The organism is Acidimicrobiales bacterium (genome assembly GCA_035316325.1).
In the GTDB taxonomy this organism is placed as follows: Bacteria; Actinomycetota; Acidimicrobiia; order Acidimicrobiales; family VFJN01; genus DASXTK01.
Genome location: DATHJB010000239.1, coordinates 1 through 17,192, shown reverse-complemented (window position 1 = coordinate 17,192; position 17,192 = coordinate 1). Strand labels below are relative to the sequence as shown.

Sequence of the window (17,192 nt, the reverse complement as noted above, 5' to 3'; positions counted from 1 at the left end):
CCGACGCTGGCCGTCGACGCTGGTGGCGCGGTCAGTCGGCGCGGGCCGGGATGACGGTGCGGAGGGAGATGCGCCAGCCGGCGGGGGTGCGGACGACCTCGTCGGCGTAGGTGACGGTGCCGGTGGTGCCGTCGGGCATGACGGCGAGGCCCTTCGAGCGGACGGTGGCGCTGCCGTCGTCGTCGGCCCCCGCGGTGACGATCACGTTGGTCACGTGGTGGCCCGCGGGCTGCTGGCCGGGACGCTCGGCGAACAGCTTCACCAGAGCGTCGAGGCCCCGGACCACACCCATCCCGTAGGCCGAGATGTCGTAGGTGGCGTCCTCGGTGAGGAGCAGGTGCAGCTCGTCCTCCCGGCGCTCGTCGGCCAGGTGGCCGTGCAGCGCGACCAGCTCGTGGATGGACAGGCGGTCGTCGACCGTCAGCGGCATGGCTCCTCCTAGGCTCCGCTCCGATGGCGAGGGCTAAACGGGGCACGCGCCCCGCTTCCGAGATCAACGTAGCACCGGAGCGACCAGCCCGCGCCGACGCCGTCGCCAACCGTGCCCGCATCCTCGCCGTCGCCGCCGAGACCTTCGACCGGGACGGCCTCGCCGTGTCGCTCGACGAGATCGCCCGCCGCGCCGGCCTCGGCCCCGGCACCCTGCACCGGCACTTCCCCACCAAGGCGGCGTTGATCGACGCGACGGTGGCCGAGCGGGTGCAGCAGCTCGCGGCCACCGTGCAGGCCCACGCCCGGGCCGGTGACGACGACCCGGCGGCAGCCCTCGTCGCCGCGCTCACCGTCGTCGTCGAGCAGGGCGCCGCCAGCCACGCTCTCGCCGACCGCCTCCGCCGCGAGAGTGGCGACATCGACGCCGCTGTCGCCGAGCCCGCCGCCGAACTGCGCAGGACGCTCGCCACGCTGCTCCGCCGCGCCCAGCGGGCCGGCGCGGTGCGTCCGGACCTCGACACCGGCAGCCTCGACGCCCTCCTGGCCGCCGCCCACACCCTCCGGACGCACCCCTCCGGCAGCGACCACCTCGTCCAGCTGCTGTGGTCCACCCTGACGACGAGCGACTGAGCATGGGCCCGTCGGCATCACCGGTAGCCGGTGACGTCGGCGGGCTTGCCCGCGTCCTGGACCTCCACGATGTAGCGCCAGGCGTCGGGCCGGCTGCCGTCGAGGTCGGTGAAGCCGTAGACCTGGGCCAGCTGCCCGCTCGACAGCGACTCCCCGTTCCAGCGGGCCCGGTCGGAGTCGCCCGCCAGCGCTGCCACGGCCCGGCCGACGTAGTGGGGCGTCTCCGAGATCGCGAAGTGGGGCTGGGCCTTCGTGGCGTCCTGCCAGGTCGACTCGGTCACCCCGTAGACGTCGAGCATCGCCTCCGACCGCAGCCACCCCGGCGTGAGCGACACCGCCGTCGCCCCGTGGGGCTCCAGCTCGTGGGCCAGGGCGAACGCCATCCGCCCGACCGCCGCCTTGGCGAGGTCGTAGAAGAACGAGACCCGGTAGTTGTCGGCGTTGTACTCGTCGGTGCCGTCGTTGACCTCCACCACGAGGCCACCCGGCTGCCGGATCAGCAGCGGCAGGGCGAAGTGGCTGGTGATGGCGTGGCTGTCGACGGCGAGGTGGAACGTCCGCAGCCCGACGTCCAGCGACGACTCCCACACCGTCTTGTCCCACTCCATCACGGTGAGGCCGAAGATGTCGTTCACGAGCTCGTGGAGGGCGCCGTGGGTGGCGTCGATGCGGGCCACCAGCGCCTCCACCTCGGCGGGCACCAGGTGGTCGACCCGCACGGCGATGCCGTGACCGCCAGCCGCGTCGACCAGTTCGGCGGTCTCCTCGATCGTCTCCGGCCGATCCATCTCCGAGCGCTCCGCCCGGGTGGTCCGCCCGGTGCAGTACACGGTGGCTCCGGCGGCGCCGAGCTGCACGGCGATGCCGCGTCCGGCGCCTCGGGTGGCCCCGGCGACCAGGGCGACCTTGCCTTCCAGGGGTGCGTTCATGGCTTGTCCTCTCCTACATTCACACGGTTTCGGGGACCTGGCAGACCGGCACCGCCAGCAGGACCAACGCCCCACCCGCGAGCTGCATCGGCCCGAACGACTCGCTGAACACGACGAAAGCAAGCACGACGGTGACCACCGGCTCGACGGTCGACAGGATCGATGCAGCAGTCGGTCCTACCCGCTCGAGCCCGGCGAAGAACAGGACCACCGCCCCGACCGTCGACACGAGGGCGATGCCACCCAGCCAGCCGAGGCCGGCGGCGCTCACGCGGTCGGGCCGCAACGAACCGAGGGCCAGGCTGCCGACGGTCAGCGACCCCGCCGCCCCGGTGCAGACCAGCGTGCTGAGGGCGAGCGGCGTGAGACGGCTCACGAGTCGCTCCGACACGAGGACGTAGACGCTGTAGACGACCGCCGTGCCGAGGCCCAGGGCCGTGCCGACGGGGTCGAGCGCCCCGGACGCGGCGCCGGCCAGGACGAGCACCAGCCCGGCGGAGGCGAGCACCAGCGCCGTGGTCGTACGGCGGCTGGCCCGGTCCCGCCCGAGGACGATCGCGGCGACGGCGACCATGACCGGGAACGTGTAGACGAGCAGCGACAGCAGCGAGGCGTCGAGCCGGCCGAGCGCCGTGAAGTAGCCGGCGGCCTGGGCGCCGTAGCCGACCGCGCCGAGGGCCAGGGCGACGACGACGTCACGGCGGGGCAGGTCCCGCAGGTCGCCCATGCGGCCGGAGCCGGCGACGAGGAGCCAGAACAGGAGGGCGGCGACCAGGAACCGGACGGCCAGCAGGGTGCCGACCGTGGCGCCCTCGTCGTAGGCGAGCTTGCCGAAGATGCCCATCGCGCCGAAGGCGGCGGCGGATGCGAGGCAGAGGAGAGCACCGGGTCGGGACATGCCTTCGATCCTGACGGCGGCCTCCCATTAGGACCAGCTCTTATTCGTGATGCCTATTGAGTAGCGTTGCTTGTCAATGCTCCACCTCGGTCGCCTCCGGCTGCTGTACGAGCTGCAGGAGCGCGGCACGATCGCGGCCGTGGCCGAGGCGCTGCACTTCACGCCGTCGGCCGTGTCGCAGCAGCTCGCGGTGCTCGAACGGGAGGCCGGGGTGCCGCTGCTGGAGGCGTCGGGCCGGGGCGTCCGGCTCACCGACCCCGCCCTCGTCCTTGCGGGCCACGCCGGCGAGCTGCTGGCGCGGGCCGAGCGGGCGGAGGCCGAGCTGGCGGCCGCCACCGGACGGGTGGCCGGCCGGGGGCGCATCGCCTCGTTCCAGTCGATGGCGCTCCAGGTCGCCGTCCCGGCGATGCGGGCGCTGGCCCGGGAGGCGCCCGAGCTGCAGTGCCAGCTGGTCGAGGCCGAGCCCGAGACGTCGCTCCCGGCGCTCGCCCTGGGCGACGTCGACGTGGTGCTGGGCGACGAGTGGCAGCACCAACCCCACGCCCGGCCGCCCGGCATCGACCGCGTCGACCAGTGGGACGACCCCGTCCGCCTCGTGCTGCCGGCGGACCACCCGGCGGCGCGGCGTCACCGGCGGGCCGTGCCGCTGGCGGCGCTGGCCGGCGCGGTGTGGACCACCGGCCACCCCGGCGAGGGCTGGGAGGAGATGACCCGGCGGACGTGCCGGGAGCTGGGAGGCTTCGACCCGGACATCCGGCACCGCACCAACGACAGCGTCGTCAGCCTGGGTCTCGTCGCCGGCGGCCTGGCGGTCACGCTGCTCCCCGAGCTCAACCACCCCGAGTCCCACCCGGGCGTCGTCGTCCGCGCCATCGCCGACACGACCGTCCACCGCACGATCTTCACCGCCACCCGCACCGCCGACGCCCACCGCCCCTCGGTCCAGGCCCTCCTCGCCGCCCTCCACACCGCCATCGAGGCCCGATAGCCCGAGTCATCCGTGGTCGATCCAACGGACTTGAGTCAGTTGTGGTCGGTCTCCGACGTGTCTCCGACGACAGGCGACTCGACTCCGCCGCGGCGACCAGAGATGACTCAGGTCTCGTCCGGGGGAGGGGGATCCTCGGCGCCGGACTGCTCGTCGCGGGTGGCCCAGTCGAGGAGCTCGTCAATCCCGAACACCTCCTCGTCGATCTTGGCGTGGAGGTCGCCGAGCTCGGCGAAGCGGGCCGGGACGGTCGCCATCGTGCAGTCGCCGGGCTCGACGGTGTCGATCTCGGCCCAGGTAATCGGCGTCGACACCGTGGCGTCGGGCCGGCCCCGCACCGAGTAGGCCGCCGCCATCGTGTGGTCCCGGGCGTTCTGGTTGTAGTCCACGAACAGCGCCGTCGGGTCGCGGTCCTTGCGCCACCACGTGGTCGTCACGTCCTTCGGCGCCCGGCGCTCCACCTCACGGGCGAACGCCAGCGCCGCCCGCCGCACGTCGGTGAACTCGTGCGTCGGCTCGATGCGGACGTACACGTGCAGCCCCCGCCCGCCCGAGGTCTTGGGCCAGCCGACGGCGCCCAGATCGTCGAGCACCTCGTGGGCGACGTGGGCCACCTGCCGCACCCGGGAGGGCGGGCACTCCGGCATGGGGTCGAGGTCGATGCGCCACTCGTCCGGCTTCTCGACGTCGGCCCGCCGGGAGTTCCAGGGGTGGAACTCGACGGTCGACATCTGCACCGCCCAGATCACCTGCGCCAGCTCGGTCACGCACAGCTCGTCGGCGGTCCGCCCGTAGCGGGGGAAGTAGACGTTGACGGTCTCCAGCCACGGCGGCGCCCCGCCCGGCACCCGCTTCTGGTGCACCTTCTCGCCGCTCACCCCGGTCGGGAAGCGGTGCATCATGCAGGGCCGCTCCCGCAGGGCGTTGACGATGCCCGGCCCGACCGCCAGGTAGTACTCGACGAGGTCGAGCTTCGTCGCTCCCGTCGCCGGGAAGTACACGCGATCCGGGTTGGAGACCCGCACCGTCCGCTCCCCCACCTGGACCTCGATCGCCGGAGCCTTGGCCACGGGCGAGACGGTACCGGCACCCGCCGCGCACCGAACCCACACAGACGCGCACTAGTCCCGAGGGAGCGCCGCGAGCGGCGGTAGGTTGCGTTCATGGAGCGGCGGATCTTCGGGCTCGAGAACGAGTACGGGATCACCTTCACGTTGCGCGGGCAGCGGCGCCTGAGCCCCGACGAGGTGGCGCGCTACCTGTTCCGGCGGGTGGTGTCGTGGGGCCGCAGCTCCAACGTGTTCCTCGCCAACGGCGCGCGGCTGTACCTCGACGTCGGCAGTCACCCGGAGTACGCCACGCCGGAGTGCGATTCGATCCTCGACCTCGTCACCCACGACAAGGCGGGCGAGCGCATCCTCGAGCAGCTCCTCGTGGCGGCGTCGCAGCAGCTGCGCGACGAGGGCATCCGGGGCGTCGTCTACCTGTTCAAGAACAACACCGACTCCGCCGGGAACTCCTACGGCTGCCACGAGAACTACCTCACCTCCCGCCAGGACGACCTGGGCCACTACGCCGAGGTCCTCATCCCGTTCTTCGTCTCCCGGCAGATCTACGCCGGCGCCGGGAAGGTGCTGCAGACCGCGAGGGGCGCGATGTACTGCATCGCCCAGCGCGCCGAGCACATCTGGGAAGGCGTCTCGTCGGCCACCACCCGCAGCCGCCCGATCATCAACACCCGCGACGAACCCCACGCCGACGCCGAGCGCTACCGGCGCCTCCACGTGATCGTCGGCGACTCGAACATGAGCGAGTACACGACGTTCCTCAAGGTCGGCGCCACGTCGATCCTGCTGCGGATGCTCGAAGACCCCACGTTCGTGGTGCGCGACATGACGCTCGAGAACCCCATCCGGGCCATCCGCGAGATCAGCCACGATCCGACGATGAAGCGCCTGGTCCGGCTGGCCAACGGCCGCGAGGTGTCGGCGCTCGACATCCAGAGCGAGTACCTGGAGCGGGCCCAGCGCTACGCCGAGACCCGCGACCTCTCACCGCTGGAGTCCCAGGCCCTGCTGATGTGGGAGCACTGCCTCACCCGCCTCGCGGATGACCCCCTGACGCTCGACCGCGAGGTCGACTGGGTGATCAAGCACAAGCTGATCGAGTCGTACTGCGCCAAGCACGAGCTGCCGCTGTCCGACCCGCGGGTGGCCCTGATCGACCTGCAGTACCACGACATCGACCGGCGGCGCGGCCTCTTCTACAAGATGCAGGAGCGGGGCCTGGTCGAGCGGGTGACCGACGACGAAGCGATCGACGAAGCCGTCGAGGTGCCGCCCCAGACCACTCGGGCCCGCCTGCGGGGCGAGTTCATCCGCCGCGCCAAGGAGCGCAAGCGCGACTACACGGTCGACTGGGTCCACCTGAAGCTCAACGACCAGGCCCAACGCACCGTGTTGTGCAAGGACCCCTTCCGCTCCCAGGACGACCGGGTCGACCGCCTCATCGCCAGTCTCTAGCCAGCGATTCCAAGGTCGGTTGGCGAGTCGTTTGTGGTCGTTTGGTTGTTCTTGAGTTGTTCGTGGTCGGTCTCCGACTTCGAATGACTCGACTGTGGGTTGGTGGCTACAGATGACTCGGGGCGGCACGAGGCAACCATTTCGGTCGCTGGACGCCCCACGGGTTGCCGACCAGCTGCCCGTGGGGGAGAAAGTGACAGCGACGTTAGTTAAGGTGGGTGCGGGTGCTCGGTCGAAGGGGGTCGCGGATGCTGGTGCTCCACGAGGTCCACCGCATGGTGGGCCAGAAGGAGAAGGAGTTCGAGGCCGCCTACCGGGCGTGGATGGCGGCGCTGGCCGACGACGACGGCACGCGCCTGCTGTGGTTCCTGCACCACGCCCACGGCACCGGGCCGTCGTACCAGGCGGTGACCATCACCGGGCTGGCCGACGGCGCCGCGTGGGAGCGCCTGGCCGACCGGGTCCACCGGGGCGACCTGCGCACGTGGGCCCGGGAGGTGGACGGCTGCCGGCACGACGTGCAGGGCCGCCTGCTGATGCCGCTGGAGTTCTCGCCGCTCGACGTCGACCTGGCCGACGTCCCCACCGACGGCCGCCGCCACGACACCACCCTCTACATGGAGGACACCATGTGGCCCAAGCGGGGCAAGGTCGACGAGTACGTCACCGCCGCCGGCGCGATCTACACCAAGATGCTCGGCGCCCACAGCGACGCCGAGGTGCTGCTCCGCATCGAGGCGGCGTACCAGACCATGCCCGGGGCGGGGCACGGGCCCGAGGTCACGCTCCTGCAGAAGGTGCACAGCATGCCCGGGCTGGTGCACCTGCTGACCCACGACATGCCGCCGGAGATGAGCCGCCCCGGCACGTGGATGCACGACGCCCTCCAGTACCGCGACCGCTGGCGCAGCAAGCTGCTCCGGACCGCCTCGTGGTCGCCGCTGTCGTGAACGTCGGACAGGTCCTGGAGCCCGCGGTCGAGCGGGTGCCCGAGCGCACCGCGCTGGTCGTCGGCGACCGCCGGTGCAGCTACGCCGAGCTCGAGCGGTGGGTGCGCCGGGTGGCCGCAGCCCTGCGCTCCCGTGGCGTCGGGCCCGGCGACCGGGTGGCGCTGGTGGACAACGGCAGCGTCCTGTCGGTCGCCACGATCCTGGCCGCCGCCCGCGTCGGGGCCGCGTCGGCGCAGATGAACGTGCTGCTCACGCCGGACGAGTTGGGCAAGCTGGTGACGACGGTCGACGCCCGGGTCGGGGTGGCCGGCGAGCCGTTCCGGGCCGGTCTGGCCGACGCCCTCGGCGCCGCCGCCGTGCTGGGCGAGGACGACATCGCCGCCGGCGTGGACGACTCCGAGGCCCCCGATGCCGACGCTGCCACCGACGCCGCCGTCGACGCGGACGCCGACGCCCTGGTGCTGTTCACCAGCGGCACCACCGGCCTGCCCAAGCCGATCGCCATCGGCCACGGCGTGGTCGACGTGCGCCTCCGCTACTACGCCGCGCCCGTCGAGCCCGACGCGCCGCCGGTGGTCGACATGATGACGGCGCCGATCTTCCACATCGGCGGCACGCTCGGGCTGCTGGTCAGCCTGCACTCGGGCCGGACGATCGTGCTGCTCCCCCGGTTCGACGCCGGCGCCTGGCTGGAGGCGGTCGAGCGGCACCGGGTGTCCCGCACCTTCATGGTGCCCACGATGCTCCAGCGCATCCTCGACCACCCCGACTTCCCGGCCCGCGACCTCGGCTCGCTGGAGCAGATCAGCTACGGCGCCGCCGCGGCCCCGGTGGCGCTGGTGGAGCGGGCCCTCGACGCACTGCCCCACGTCGAGTTCATGAACGTGTTCGGCCAGACCGAGACCCTCGGCGCCTACGCCGCCCTGGGTGCCGACGACCACCGGGCCCGGCGGAAGCTCGGCTCGGCCGGCACGCCGCTCCCGGGCGTCGAGGTGCGGATCGTCGACGTGGCCACCGAGCAGGACTGCCCCGCCGGCACCGTCGGGCAGGTGTGGGTGCGCGCCGCCCAGAACGTCACCGCCGACTGGCTGCGCACCGGCGACCTCGCCACCCTCGACGACGAGGGCTACCTCCACCCCGTCGGCCGCATGACCGACACCATCAACCGGGGCGGCGAGAAGTTCGGGCCGATCGAGGTGGAGGAGGTGCTGCGCAGCCACCCGGCCGTGCGGGACGCCGGCGTGTGCGGGGTGCCCGACCCCGAACTGGGGCAGCGGGTGGCCGCCGTCGTCGTGACGGTGGACGGCAGGGCGCTCGACCCCGACGACCTCCGGACCTTCGCCGCCCGGCGCCTGGCCCGCTTCAAGCTGCCCGAGCGGATCGTCTTCGCCGACGACCTGCCCTACAGCAACCTCGGCAAGGTCAGCCGCCCGGCGCTGGCCGCCGTGATCGACGGCCACGGCGACGCCGACGGCCACGGCCACGAAGGGACCCGCTGACCATGCTGTTCATGCACGAGGTCCACGCCGTGGTGGGCGAGAAGGAAGACGAGTTCGAGGCCGCCTACCGGGAGGGGTGGATGGCCCTGCTGGCCGCCGGCGACGACGCCCGGCTGCTCTGGTACCTCAACCAGGCGCACGGCAGCGGGCCGGCGTACAACGTGGTCACCGTCACCGCGATCCGCGACGGCAACGCCTACCAGCGCCTCGCCGAGGCCCTGGCCCGACCCGACGGCGCCCTCCACGACTGGTCACGGTCCGTCGGCGAGATGCGCCACCACGTCGACGGCAAGATGCTGGTGCCGGTCGAGTGGTCGCCGCTGCAGGACGTCGACCTGGCCGACGTGCCCGTCGACGGCGCCGAGCACGACCTGTCGCTCTACATGGAGGACACCGGCTGGCCCACCGCGGCGCTCGACGACTACGTCGACTTCTGGGACCACGACTACTTCCGGATGATGCGCCGGACACCGGCCGACCGGCGGATCCTCGACATCGAGGCCTGCTTCCAGGTCGCCTACGGCACCCACCGGCGACCCGAGGCCGTGCTCATGCAGAAGATCCTGAACTACGGCCTGCTGCTGAACCTCATCACCGAGCCCGAGGACTACGACCCCGACACCTGGCCGGGCTCCTACATGCACGGCGGCCTGCGCTACCGCGACCAGTGGGAGAGCAAGCTCCTCCGCACCAGCAGCTGGTCGCCGCTCAACTGAGCCGGAGGTCAACCCGGGTCAGCTCGGGGCGTGGTCGAGCAGCGACGACAGCGGCGGGCGGGGCTCGACGAGGATCTCGATGCCCTCGGCCCCCTCGACGGTCACGTCGTCGCCCTCGACGTGGATGGTGATCCGCCGGTCGCCGATGTTGATCCCCTCGACGTGCAGGCGGCCGACCCCCGGCGGCAGGACCGGCGCCAGGTGCATCTGCCCCCGGGCCACGATCGGGTCGAGGCGCAGGATGGTCCGCAGCCACATCAGTGGCGAGGCCGCCGCCCACGCCTGGGGTGAGCAGGCCGCCGGATAGGCGGCGGGGACGGCGACGTCGCCGCGCGCGTAGCCGGCGAACAGCTCGGGCAGGCTCCCGGGGATCCGGGCCGCCAGGTCGAGCTGGGCGCCGATGACGCGGTGGGCGTGGTCGACGAAGCCGTAGCGCATCAGGCCCTGGGCGCAGAGGGCGTTGTCGTGCGGCCACACCGAGCCGTTGTGGTAGCTGGCCGGGTTGTAGGCCGGCATCGACGTCGACAGGGTCCGCACGCCCCAGCCGCTGAACATGTCGTCGGCCACCAGCCGGTCGGCCACCGACCGGGCCTTCTCCGGGTCGACGATCCCGGTCCACAGGCAGTGGCCGACGTTCGACGCGACGGCGGCGACCTGGCGCTTGTCACCGTCCAGGGCCAGGGCGAACGTGCCCTGGTCGTCGAGCCAGAAGTCCTCGTTGAAGCGCCGGCGCAGCTCGTCGGCCTTCTCGCGGTAGCGCTGGAGGGTCGCCTCGTCACCGACGTACTCGGCGATGCGGGCCCGGGCGACGTAGGCGGCGTAGGTGTACCCCTGCACCTCGCACAGGGCGATCGGTGCGCGGGCCAGCTCGCCGTCGGCGTGGCGGACCGAGTCCCACGAGTCCTTCCATCCCTGGTTGCCCAGCCCCTTGTCGGTGCTCCGCGCGTACTCGACGTACCCGTCGCCGTCGCGGTCGCCGTGGTTCTCCATCCACTCCAGGGCCCGGTCGGCATGGGGCACCAGTCGCTCCCCCATCTCGTTGCGGGGGTCCCAGCGGAGCAGCTCGCCCAGCAGCATGACGAACAGCGCCGACGAGTCGACCGACCCGTAGTAGACGGTGGCCTGGTCGAGCGACGAGCTGGTGGCGCCCTGGAAGCGCATCTCGTGGAGGATCTTGCCCGGCTCCTCCTCGGTCTCGGGGTTGGCGTCCTGGCCCTGGAAGCGGGCCAGCGTCTCCAGCACCCCTTCAGCCAGCGTGTGGTCGGCGATCAGGGCCATCCACCCGGTGAGCAGCGAGTCCCGCCCGAACGGCGTCATGAACCAGGGCGCACCGGCGGCCAGGATCGGCATGTCGGGGTGGTCGGGGTCGAAGACGCGCAGGGCGCCGAGGTCGCTGTCGGAGCGCTGCACCGCGCTGGCCAGGCCGACGTGGTCGGTCTCGACGGTGGGGACCGTGGTGCGCCACTCCCGCATGCGCTCGGCGGGGACGCTGGTGCCGTCGTCGCCGCCGCAGCGGAAGCGGGGCTCGATCTCCTCGCCGTCGACGCTGACCACGAAGCCCATGCAGGCCTGCCAGGTCTCGCCCGGCTGCAGCTTGGCCTCCCACACCAGGTGCCCGGCCTTGACTGTGGGGTTGCCCGTCGCCTTGATCGTCACCCGCTTGTCGGTCGAGTCGCCGTGGTCCTCGAACCAGATCGTGCCGTTCTGCACGTGGGCGCTGCGGTGGCGGTGGGCGTCGACCCGACCCTCCTTCACCGCGAACAGGTCGGCGAAGTCCACGTCGACGTGCACCTCGACCGTGATGGGGACGACTTCGAGGCCATAGTTGGTGACGACGAGGTCGTCGCGCATGCCCTTGCCGACGTGGCGGCGGCGCATGACCGTGAGCTCGGAGTCGGCGTGGCCGGGGGCGGCCTGGGCGAGCGTCACGAACGTGGCCGCGTACGGCTCCCGCGACTCGATGGCCAGGGTCTGCAGCGGAGCGCCGTTCACCCGCAGCTCGAAGCGGGAGAGGACCCGGGTGTCCAGGACGAACAGGCCCTGGGCCACGTCCGACGCGATGTCGCCGCTCGGGTCGGAGATGGCGAACGTGCGGCCCTCGACCAGCGTCACGGGGCCGCCGCCCTCGGCGAGCGATGCCACCGGCGCGGTCACGTCGAAGGGGGAGTTGGCGATCTGGCTCACGACTCGACCTCACTGTGGGGTTGGGTCCCGCCGGCTGTCGCTACTACTCGCCCACCTCCGGCCGCGTCAGTACCCCCCGACCCGCACCCCGACACCCGCGCGGCGGTCGGTTCAGTTGCCGTCGGGGTCGGCGGCGGCGTCGAACGACGTCTGGAACGTCGTCAGCAGGTCGAGCTCGTTGGTGACGGGCACGACCGAGGCCAGCTCGGTTGCCGTCGCGTCGACGACGGCTGCTCCGCCCAGGGGGTCGACGAGGTCGAGCAGCCGGCGGGCGGCGTCGTCGTCGGCGCCCTCCGCGAGCAGGCCCGTGACCTCGTCCCGATCGGCCGACGACAGCGCGTCGGGGTCGTCCACCACCCAGCCGAGGCCGTCGCCATCCGGATCCAGCCGGTCGCCGAGGTCCCACCCGAGACGCAGCGCGAAGGCCACGGTGGCAACCGCGTCGCCGCCGTCGTCCTCGATGCGGTCGAGGGCGGCGCGGGTGTAGCCGAGAGTGCTGCCGATGAGGACGAAGCGCGACGTGGGCGACCCGCCGGCGGCCTCCTCGAACGCCGCGGGGTCCTCCGGCAGCAGCTCGCCGGCCAGCTCGACCGACTCGGCGATCTCGTCCGCGAGCGCCGCGGCCCGGCCGTCGGGGGTGGCGACCTCGGGGTCGTCGGCGGTCTCGTCCAGCAGCAGGTCGGTGGTGGTCGCCAGGTCTTCGCCTTCGTCGATCTCGGCGATCAGGTCGACGGGCTCCGGGTCGCCGCCACTGCTGCAGGCCGCCACCAGGACGACCAACGCTGTCACCACCACCGCTCTGCCGCCCGTCATGTGGCTCATCCTGTCGCAGGCGCCGGGCCGGGACACGTCGGGTCGCCGGGCGCGCCGGAGCGGCCGCCTACTGCTCGAGGTAGGACTCCTCGAGGTCGAGCTCGCGCTCGAGGCGGTGCATCACGTCGTTGCTGATCTCACCCGTGTTGCGGAGCTCGACGATCGACCGGCGCTCGGCCTGGAAGAGGCGCCGCAGAACCTGCTGGCGAACCTGCGACGCGACCTCGTAGCCGTCGTCCTCGATCTTGCCGGCCTGGGCCGCGAAGCGTCGCTTGCGCTGCTCGTAGTACTGCCGGGACCGCTCCAGGGTCTCGTCGCCCGCCCATCCCTCGTCGGCCATCACCTCCAGCTCGGTGAGCGCCGCCTTGCTCGCCGTCAGGCGGGCCACCAGCTCCTCGTGCTCCTCCTCACGGCCGTCCGCGGCCACGCCGAGGCGCCGGATCAGCGCCGGCAGCGTGAGCCCCTGGCCCACCACGGTGACCAGCACCACCGCGAAGGCGACGAACACGATCAGGTCGCGGCCCGGCAGCACGGCGCCCGCGTCGGTCTCCAGGGGCAGCGCCAGCGCGGTCGCCAGGGTCACAGCCCCCCGCAGACCGCTCCAGGCCACCACCGTCCGCTCCGCCGCACCCACCCGCAGCTCGCGCTGCCGCGGACGCCGGTCGATCGCCCGGAGGAGGTACGGCGTGGTGAACAGCCACACGAACCGGGCACCGATCACCGCCGCGCACACCGCCGTGGCGTACCCGACCAGCTCCAGCCACCCCTGCCCGGTGAGGCCGTCGACCACCATCGGCAGCTGCAGCCCGATGAGCACGAACAGCGTGGCGTTGAGCAGGAAGGTGAGCACGTCCCAGACCGCGAACGCCTGGAGGCGGGTCGACGGCGAGGCCAGGTCCGGGGCCCGCCACCCCAGGTACAGGCCCGCCGCCACCACGGCCAGCACCCCCGAAAGGTGCAGCTCCTCCGCGGGCAGGAAGGCCAGGTACCCCGCCGCCAGGCTGAGCGTGATCTCGGTCGGAGGGTCGTCGAGCCGGCGTCGGACCTCCCCGATCACGTACCCGACCCCCAGGCCCAGCGCCACGCCGCCCACGGCGGCCAGCAGGAACTCCACACCGGCGTCGAACAGCGAGAACGCCCCCTCCACCGCCGCCGCCACCGCCACCCGGTAGGCGACCAGGGCCGCGGCGTCGTTGAACAGGCTCTCGCCCTCCACCAGGTTCACGATCCGGCGGGGGGCGCCCAGGCGGCGCATGATCGCCGTCGCCGCCGCCGGATCGGTCGGCGACACGATCGCCCCCAACGCGAACGCCATCGGCCACGACAGGTCGAGCACGAGATGGCCCAGCACCGCCACCAGCCCCAGCGTGATCAGCACCAGCCCCACCGAGGTCATCGCCAGGGCACGGGCGTAGCTGCGGAGGGCCCGCGGCTCCGAGAAGAACGCCGCGGCGTACAGCAACGGCGGCAGGAACACGAGGAGCACCACGTCGGGCTCCAGCTCGACGTCCGGCAGCCCCGGCACCAACCCCAACGCCAGGCCCCCGAGGACCAGCACGATCGGATACGGAACCCCGATCCGGCTCGCCAGCGCGTTGAGCCCCGCCACCGACACCAACACGGCCACGAGGACCACTTCGAACCCATCCACGCCCGAGAGTCTGGCGCCACCAACCCCAGGCCGGGGCAACCCTCACCATCTGGGCGAGGGTCAGCGGGTGGACCAGAAGGTGCACTGGTGGGGGGCGGCGAACGGGGCGGGGGCGATTCCGCCTTCGCCGGCGGCCAGGGAGAGGACGCTGTCGACGGCGGGGTCGAACCGGGGCCAGTCGTCGGAGCCCCGGGCGTTGGGGTCGCCGGTGTGGGCGAACGTCGTCCAGAGGCCGACCATCCGCTCCGACAGCGCCCGCTGGCTCGGCGTCAGCTCGGGGTAGGCGCTGTCGGGGATCGACAGGTCCCAGAGGAACGGCAGGTCCCAGCTGTGGTAGGCGCCCAGCGGGAAGCCCTCGTAGACCTCGCCGCTGTCCTCGGTCAGCTCGTAGGCGAACACCGGGGCCTGGCGGGCGGCGACCCGGGCGGTCTCCAGCACCGGGCAGGCGCCGATCTGGCGGCCCCAGTCGGTCAGCACCGTCGCCAGGGCCTGGGCCGGGCTCGGATGGGCGGATGCCGGGTAGCGGGCCAGGACGTCGGCGGCGTCGGGGCCGAAGGTGTCGGCGATCACCGCCTCGTAGGCGGCGACGGTGAGCGGCCGACCGCCGGCGTCGTAGCGGAACCCGACGAACGACCACATCTCCTGCTGGGTGCTGCCGACCATCAGCGGCACGTCGGCGGCCGAACCCCGGGCCAGGGCGTCGATCGGCTGGCGGGGCAGGACCGACGTGCCGACGACGGGCAGCCACGGCCGGTCGGCCCTCTCGTCGGTGACGGGCCCCTGCGGGGGCGTGGTGGCCAGGACGTCGGCCACCGGCCGCTCCCGCAGGCAGGCGGCGACGGCCCGGGAGTCGACGCCCGCGCCCGCGTCGTCGCAGCCCAGGGCGGTGGTGGTCCCGCGACCCCGCTCGTCGGCGACCGGCTTGGTCACGAAGTCGTTGGCGCACGAGCCGCTCTGGGCGATCGCCTTGTCGTACAGCCCTCGGGACCCGGGGGAGGCCAGGTGGGCGCAGACGGTGATCGACCCGGCGGACTGCCCGAAGATCGTGACGTTGCCGGGGTCGCCGCCGAAGCGGGCCGCGTTGCGCTCCACCCATCGCAGCGCCGCCTGCTGGTCCTGCAGGCCGTAGTTGCCGGACTGCTGCCGGTCGCGACCGCGTTCGCCCTCACCGTCGAGGGCCGGCGTCGACAGGAAGCCCAGCGGCCCCAGGCGGTAGTTGACGGTCACCACCATCACGTTTCCGGCCTCGGCCAGGCGGGCGCCGTCGTACTCGGTGCCCGCTCCCGACACGAACCCGCCGCCGTGGAGCCACACCATCACCGGCAACCGCCGGCCCCTGGCTCGGGTCGCCGCGGCCGCGGCCGCAGGCGTGGGCGTGGTGGGTGTGGTCACGTTCAGGTACAGGCAGTCCTCCGCACCGGTGACCGTCGGCGTGCCGTCGGGCAGGTAGCCGGGCTGGGCGCAGACGTTGCCCGGGGTGGTGGCGTCACGGACCCCGGACCACGACCGCGGCCGCCGAGGTGGGGCCCACCTCCCCTCGCCCACCGGGGGCGCGGCGTAGGGGATGCCCTGGAAGTCGAGGTGACCGCCATCGGTGCGGCCCCGGACGAGACCGGCCTCGGTCCGAACCACCGCTGCCGTCGTGTCGGTGGCCGGGTCGACCTCGGCTTCGGCTTCGGCTTCGGTGGCAGCGCCGGCCGCCCCGAGCGGGACCACGGCGGCGACGGCGAGGACGATGCCTGCGAATCTGCGAGAAGCCATGGCGCCGATGGTCGCATCGGCGCCCTCCGGCGGCGTCCGCCCAGCGTCGGGTCCGCCTCTACTCCCGCCGTAGCACCTGGGGGCCGGGGCACCTACGCCCGCCGGAGTATCTGCCCAGGACACGGAGCCAGAGCGCTCCGGTCACGAGAAGCCCATCACCGGCTTGCCGCCGTTCGAGCGTGCTGCCGTCCAACGTGACGCGACCTCGGCAAGGGCGTCGACGACCGCTGTCTCGTAGGCCCGTTGGTAGGTGGGGGCGCCGGTGCCGGACCGGACGCGGGGTGGCAGCTCGAGCTGCACGCCGTGGCCGGGGGGCAGGTTGACCGGGTTTCGGTGGTGCAAGCCGCGGAGCCGCTCGGGGATGTCCTCCAGCGTGTCGACGATGGTGAACTCCTCGCCGAGGCGAGTCCGCAGGGCTGTGCCCAGCCGGGCGGCGAGTGACCGGTTCCGGCCGCCGAGCAGCAGGGTGGTCCAGAGGCCGGTCCGGCCGTAGCCGTGGACGGCCACGGCCACCTCGACGTGGTCGACGAACGCCGCCAGCTTGGGCGAGTCGGCCGGGTCGAAGGCGATCGACGGGACGTGCCAGCGCAAGTCGGGTGGTTGGCGCACGACGTAGAGCGACGCTCCGGCCCGGTCGGCCGCGGCGACGGCGATGGCGTCGGTACCCCGTTCGAGGCTGCCGCCGTGGAAGGCCAGCAACCCGAAGCGGCTCCGCAGCTCGCACTGCTCCTCGACGCCCGGATGGTCGAGCAGCTCACCGAACATCTCCGCCCGAGGGTACGCCACCCCAACCCCCCGCCGGCCACGGCCCTGCCCGTTCTGCTCCGATCGTCGGCGAGCCCCGAGCCTCCGCAGAGACCTCCGACCCCACCCCTTCCGGAGGTCGCCAGGCCGGCGATGTCCACTGGCCGATCCCGCGGGCGACCTCGAGCGGTCGACCTCCTCCCGCGATCGGACCTTCGACGCACCCCTAGGGTGCTCGGCCTTGGAACAGGTTCAGCGGGCGTACGGAGTCATGGCGGAGCAGTACATCGAGCTCATCGGCAGCACCCAGGTGCACGCGGACGACCTCGCCCTGATCGCCCGGCACCTGTCGATCCGGCCCGGCGCCGTGCTCGACGTGGGCTGCGGGCCCGGGCACCTCACCGCACACCTGCGCTCGCTGGAGGTCGACGCGACCGGTCTCGACCTGGTGCCCGAGTTCATCGACCACGCCCGC

16 protein-coding genes are annotated in these 17,192 nt (G+C 72.7%); 7 read left to right on the top strand and 9 right to left on the bottom strand.

The genetic code is table 11. The features are described from left to right. Positions 1–31: 31 nt before the first annotated feature. Positions 32–430 (bottom strand): nuclear transport factor 2 family protein, encoded by a 399-nt coding sequence (locus tag VK611_30615; protein HMG45722.1) that lies wholly within the window; start codon positions 428–430, stop codon positions 32–34. A gap of 23 nt (positions 431–453) precedes the next feature. On the opposite strand from VK611_30615, the gene VK611_30610 reads away from it, so the two are divergent. Next, positions 454–1,062, top strand: a complete 609-nt coding sequence (locus tag VK611_30610) for a helix-turn-helix domain-containing protein (protein HMG45721.1) — start codon at positions 454–456, stop codon at positions 1,060–1,062. Positions 1,063–1,079: 17 nt separating this feature from the next. Here VK611_30610 and VK611_30605 read toward each other — a convergent pair whose 3' ends face one another. Together VK611_30605 and VK611_30600 are read right to left on the bottom strand one after the other, a co-directional pair. Further along, positions 1,080–1,991 (bottom strand): SDR family oxidoreductase, encoded by a 912-nt coding sequence (locus tag VK611_30605; protein HMG45720.1) that lies wholly within the window; start codon positions 1,989–1,991, stop codon positions 1,080–1,082. A 19-nt stretch (positions 1,992–2,010) separates the two neighbouring features. Next, positions 2,011–2,889 (bottom strand): DMT family transporter, encoded by an 879-nt coding sequence (locus VK611_30600; GenBank protein ID HMG45719.1) that lies wholly within the window; start codon positions 2,887–2,889, stop codon positions 2,011–2,013. A gap of 76 nt (positions 2,890–2,965) precedes the next feature. Between VK611_30600 and VK611_30595 the strand changes: the two genes are divergently transcribed. Continuing rightward, on the top strand, positions 2,966–3,877 hold the full coding sequence (locus tag VK611_30595; protein HMG45718.1) for a LysR family transcriptional regulator: 912 nt from the start codon (positions 2,966–2,968) through the stop codon (positions 3,875–3,877). 107 nt (positions 3,878–3,984) lie between these two features. Here VK611_30595 and ligD read toward each other — a convergent pair whose 3' ends face one another. After that, on the bottom strand, positions 3,985–4,947 hold the full coding sequence (ligD, locus tag VK611_30590; GenBank protein ID HMG45717.1) for a non-homologous end-joining DNA ligase: 963 nt from the start codon (positions 4,945–4,947) through the stop codon (positions 3,985–3,987). A gap of 93 nt (positions 4,948–5,040) precedes the next feature. On the opposite strand from ligD, the gene pafA reads away from it, so the two are divergent. The 4 genes from pafA to VK611_30570 all read left to right on the top strand — a co-directional run bounded on the left by pafA (position 5,041) and on the right by VK611_30570 (position 9,564). Continuing rightward, positions 5,041–6,399: a Pup--protein ligase gene (gene pafA / locus VK611_30585; protein HMG45716.1), complete on the top strand. Its 1,359-nt coding sequence runs from the start codon at positions 5,041–5,043 to the stop codon at positions 6,397–6,399. A 224-nt stretch (positions 6,400–6,623) separates the two neighbouring features. Further along, positions 6,624–7,349, top strand: a complete 726-nt coding sequence (locus VK611_30580; GenBank protein HMG45715.1) for a hypothetical protein — start codon at positions 6,624–6,626, stop codon at positions 7,347–7,349. After that, entirely contained in the window at positions 7,346–8,848 is a 1,503-nt protein-coding gene (locus VK611_30575) for an AMP-binding protein (GenBank protein ID HMG45714.1), read from the top strand. Before VK611_30580 ends, VK611_30575 begins: the two co-directional genes overlap by 4 nt. Positions 8,849–8,859: 11 nt before the next feature. Further along, positions 8,860–9,564: a hypothetical protein gene (locus VK611_30570; GenBank protein ID HMG45713.1), complete on the top strand. Its 705-nt coding sequence runs from the start codon at positions 8,860–8,862 to the stop codon at positions 9,562–9,564. Positions 9,565–9,582: 18 nt separating this feature from the next. Here the strand turns inward: VK611_30570 and VK611_30565 are convergent, their stop codons facing one another. From VK611_30565 to VK611_30545, 5 genes are all read right to left on the bottom strand, one after another. Beyond that, positions 9,583–11,748, bottom strand: a complete 2,166-nt coding sequence (locus VK611_30565; GenBank protein ID HMG45712.1) for a glycogen debranching N-terminal domain-containing protein — start codon at positions 11,746–11,748, stop codon at positions 9,583–9,585. A gap of 111 nt (positions 11,749–11,859) precedes the next feature. Further along, positions 11,860–12,561, bottom strand: a complete 702-nt coding sequence (locus VK611_30560; protein HMG45711.1) for a hypothetical protein — start codon at positions 12,559–12,561, stop codon at positions 11,860–11,862. A gap of 67 nt (positions 12,562–12,628) precedes the next feature. Next, on the bottom strand, positions 12,629–14,212 hold the full coding sequence (locus VK611_30555) for a Na+/H+ antiporter (GenBank protein ID HMG45710.1): 1,584 nt from the start codon (positions 14,210–14,212) through the stop codon (positions 12,629–12,631). 60 nt (positions 14,213–14,272) lie between these two features. After that, entirely contained in the window at positions 14,273–15,973 is a 1,701-nt protein-coding gene (locus tag VK611_30550; GenBank protein ID HMG45709.1) for a carboxylesterase family protein, read from the bottom strand. Between the two features lie 141 nt (positions 15,974–16,114). Beyond that, on the bottom strand, positions 16,115–16,738 hold the full coding sequence (locus tag VK611_30545) for a poly-gamma-glutamate hydrolase family protein (GenBank protein ID HMG45708.1): 624 nt from the start codon (positions 16,736–16,738) through the stop codon (positions 16,115–16,117). 220 nt (positions 16,739–16,958) lie between these two features. Between VK611_30545 and VK611_30540 the strand changes: the two genes are divergently transcribed. Next, on the top strand, positions 16,959–17,192 hold a 234-nt coding region (locus VK611_30540; GenBank protein HMG45707.1), incomplete at its 3' end, for a methyltransferase domain-containing protein.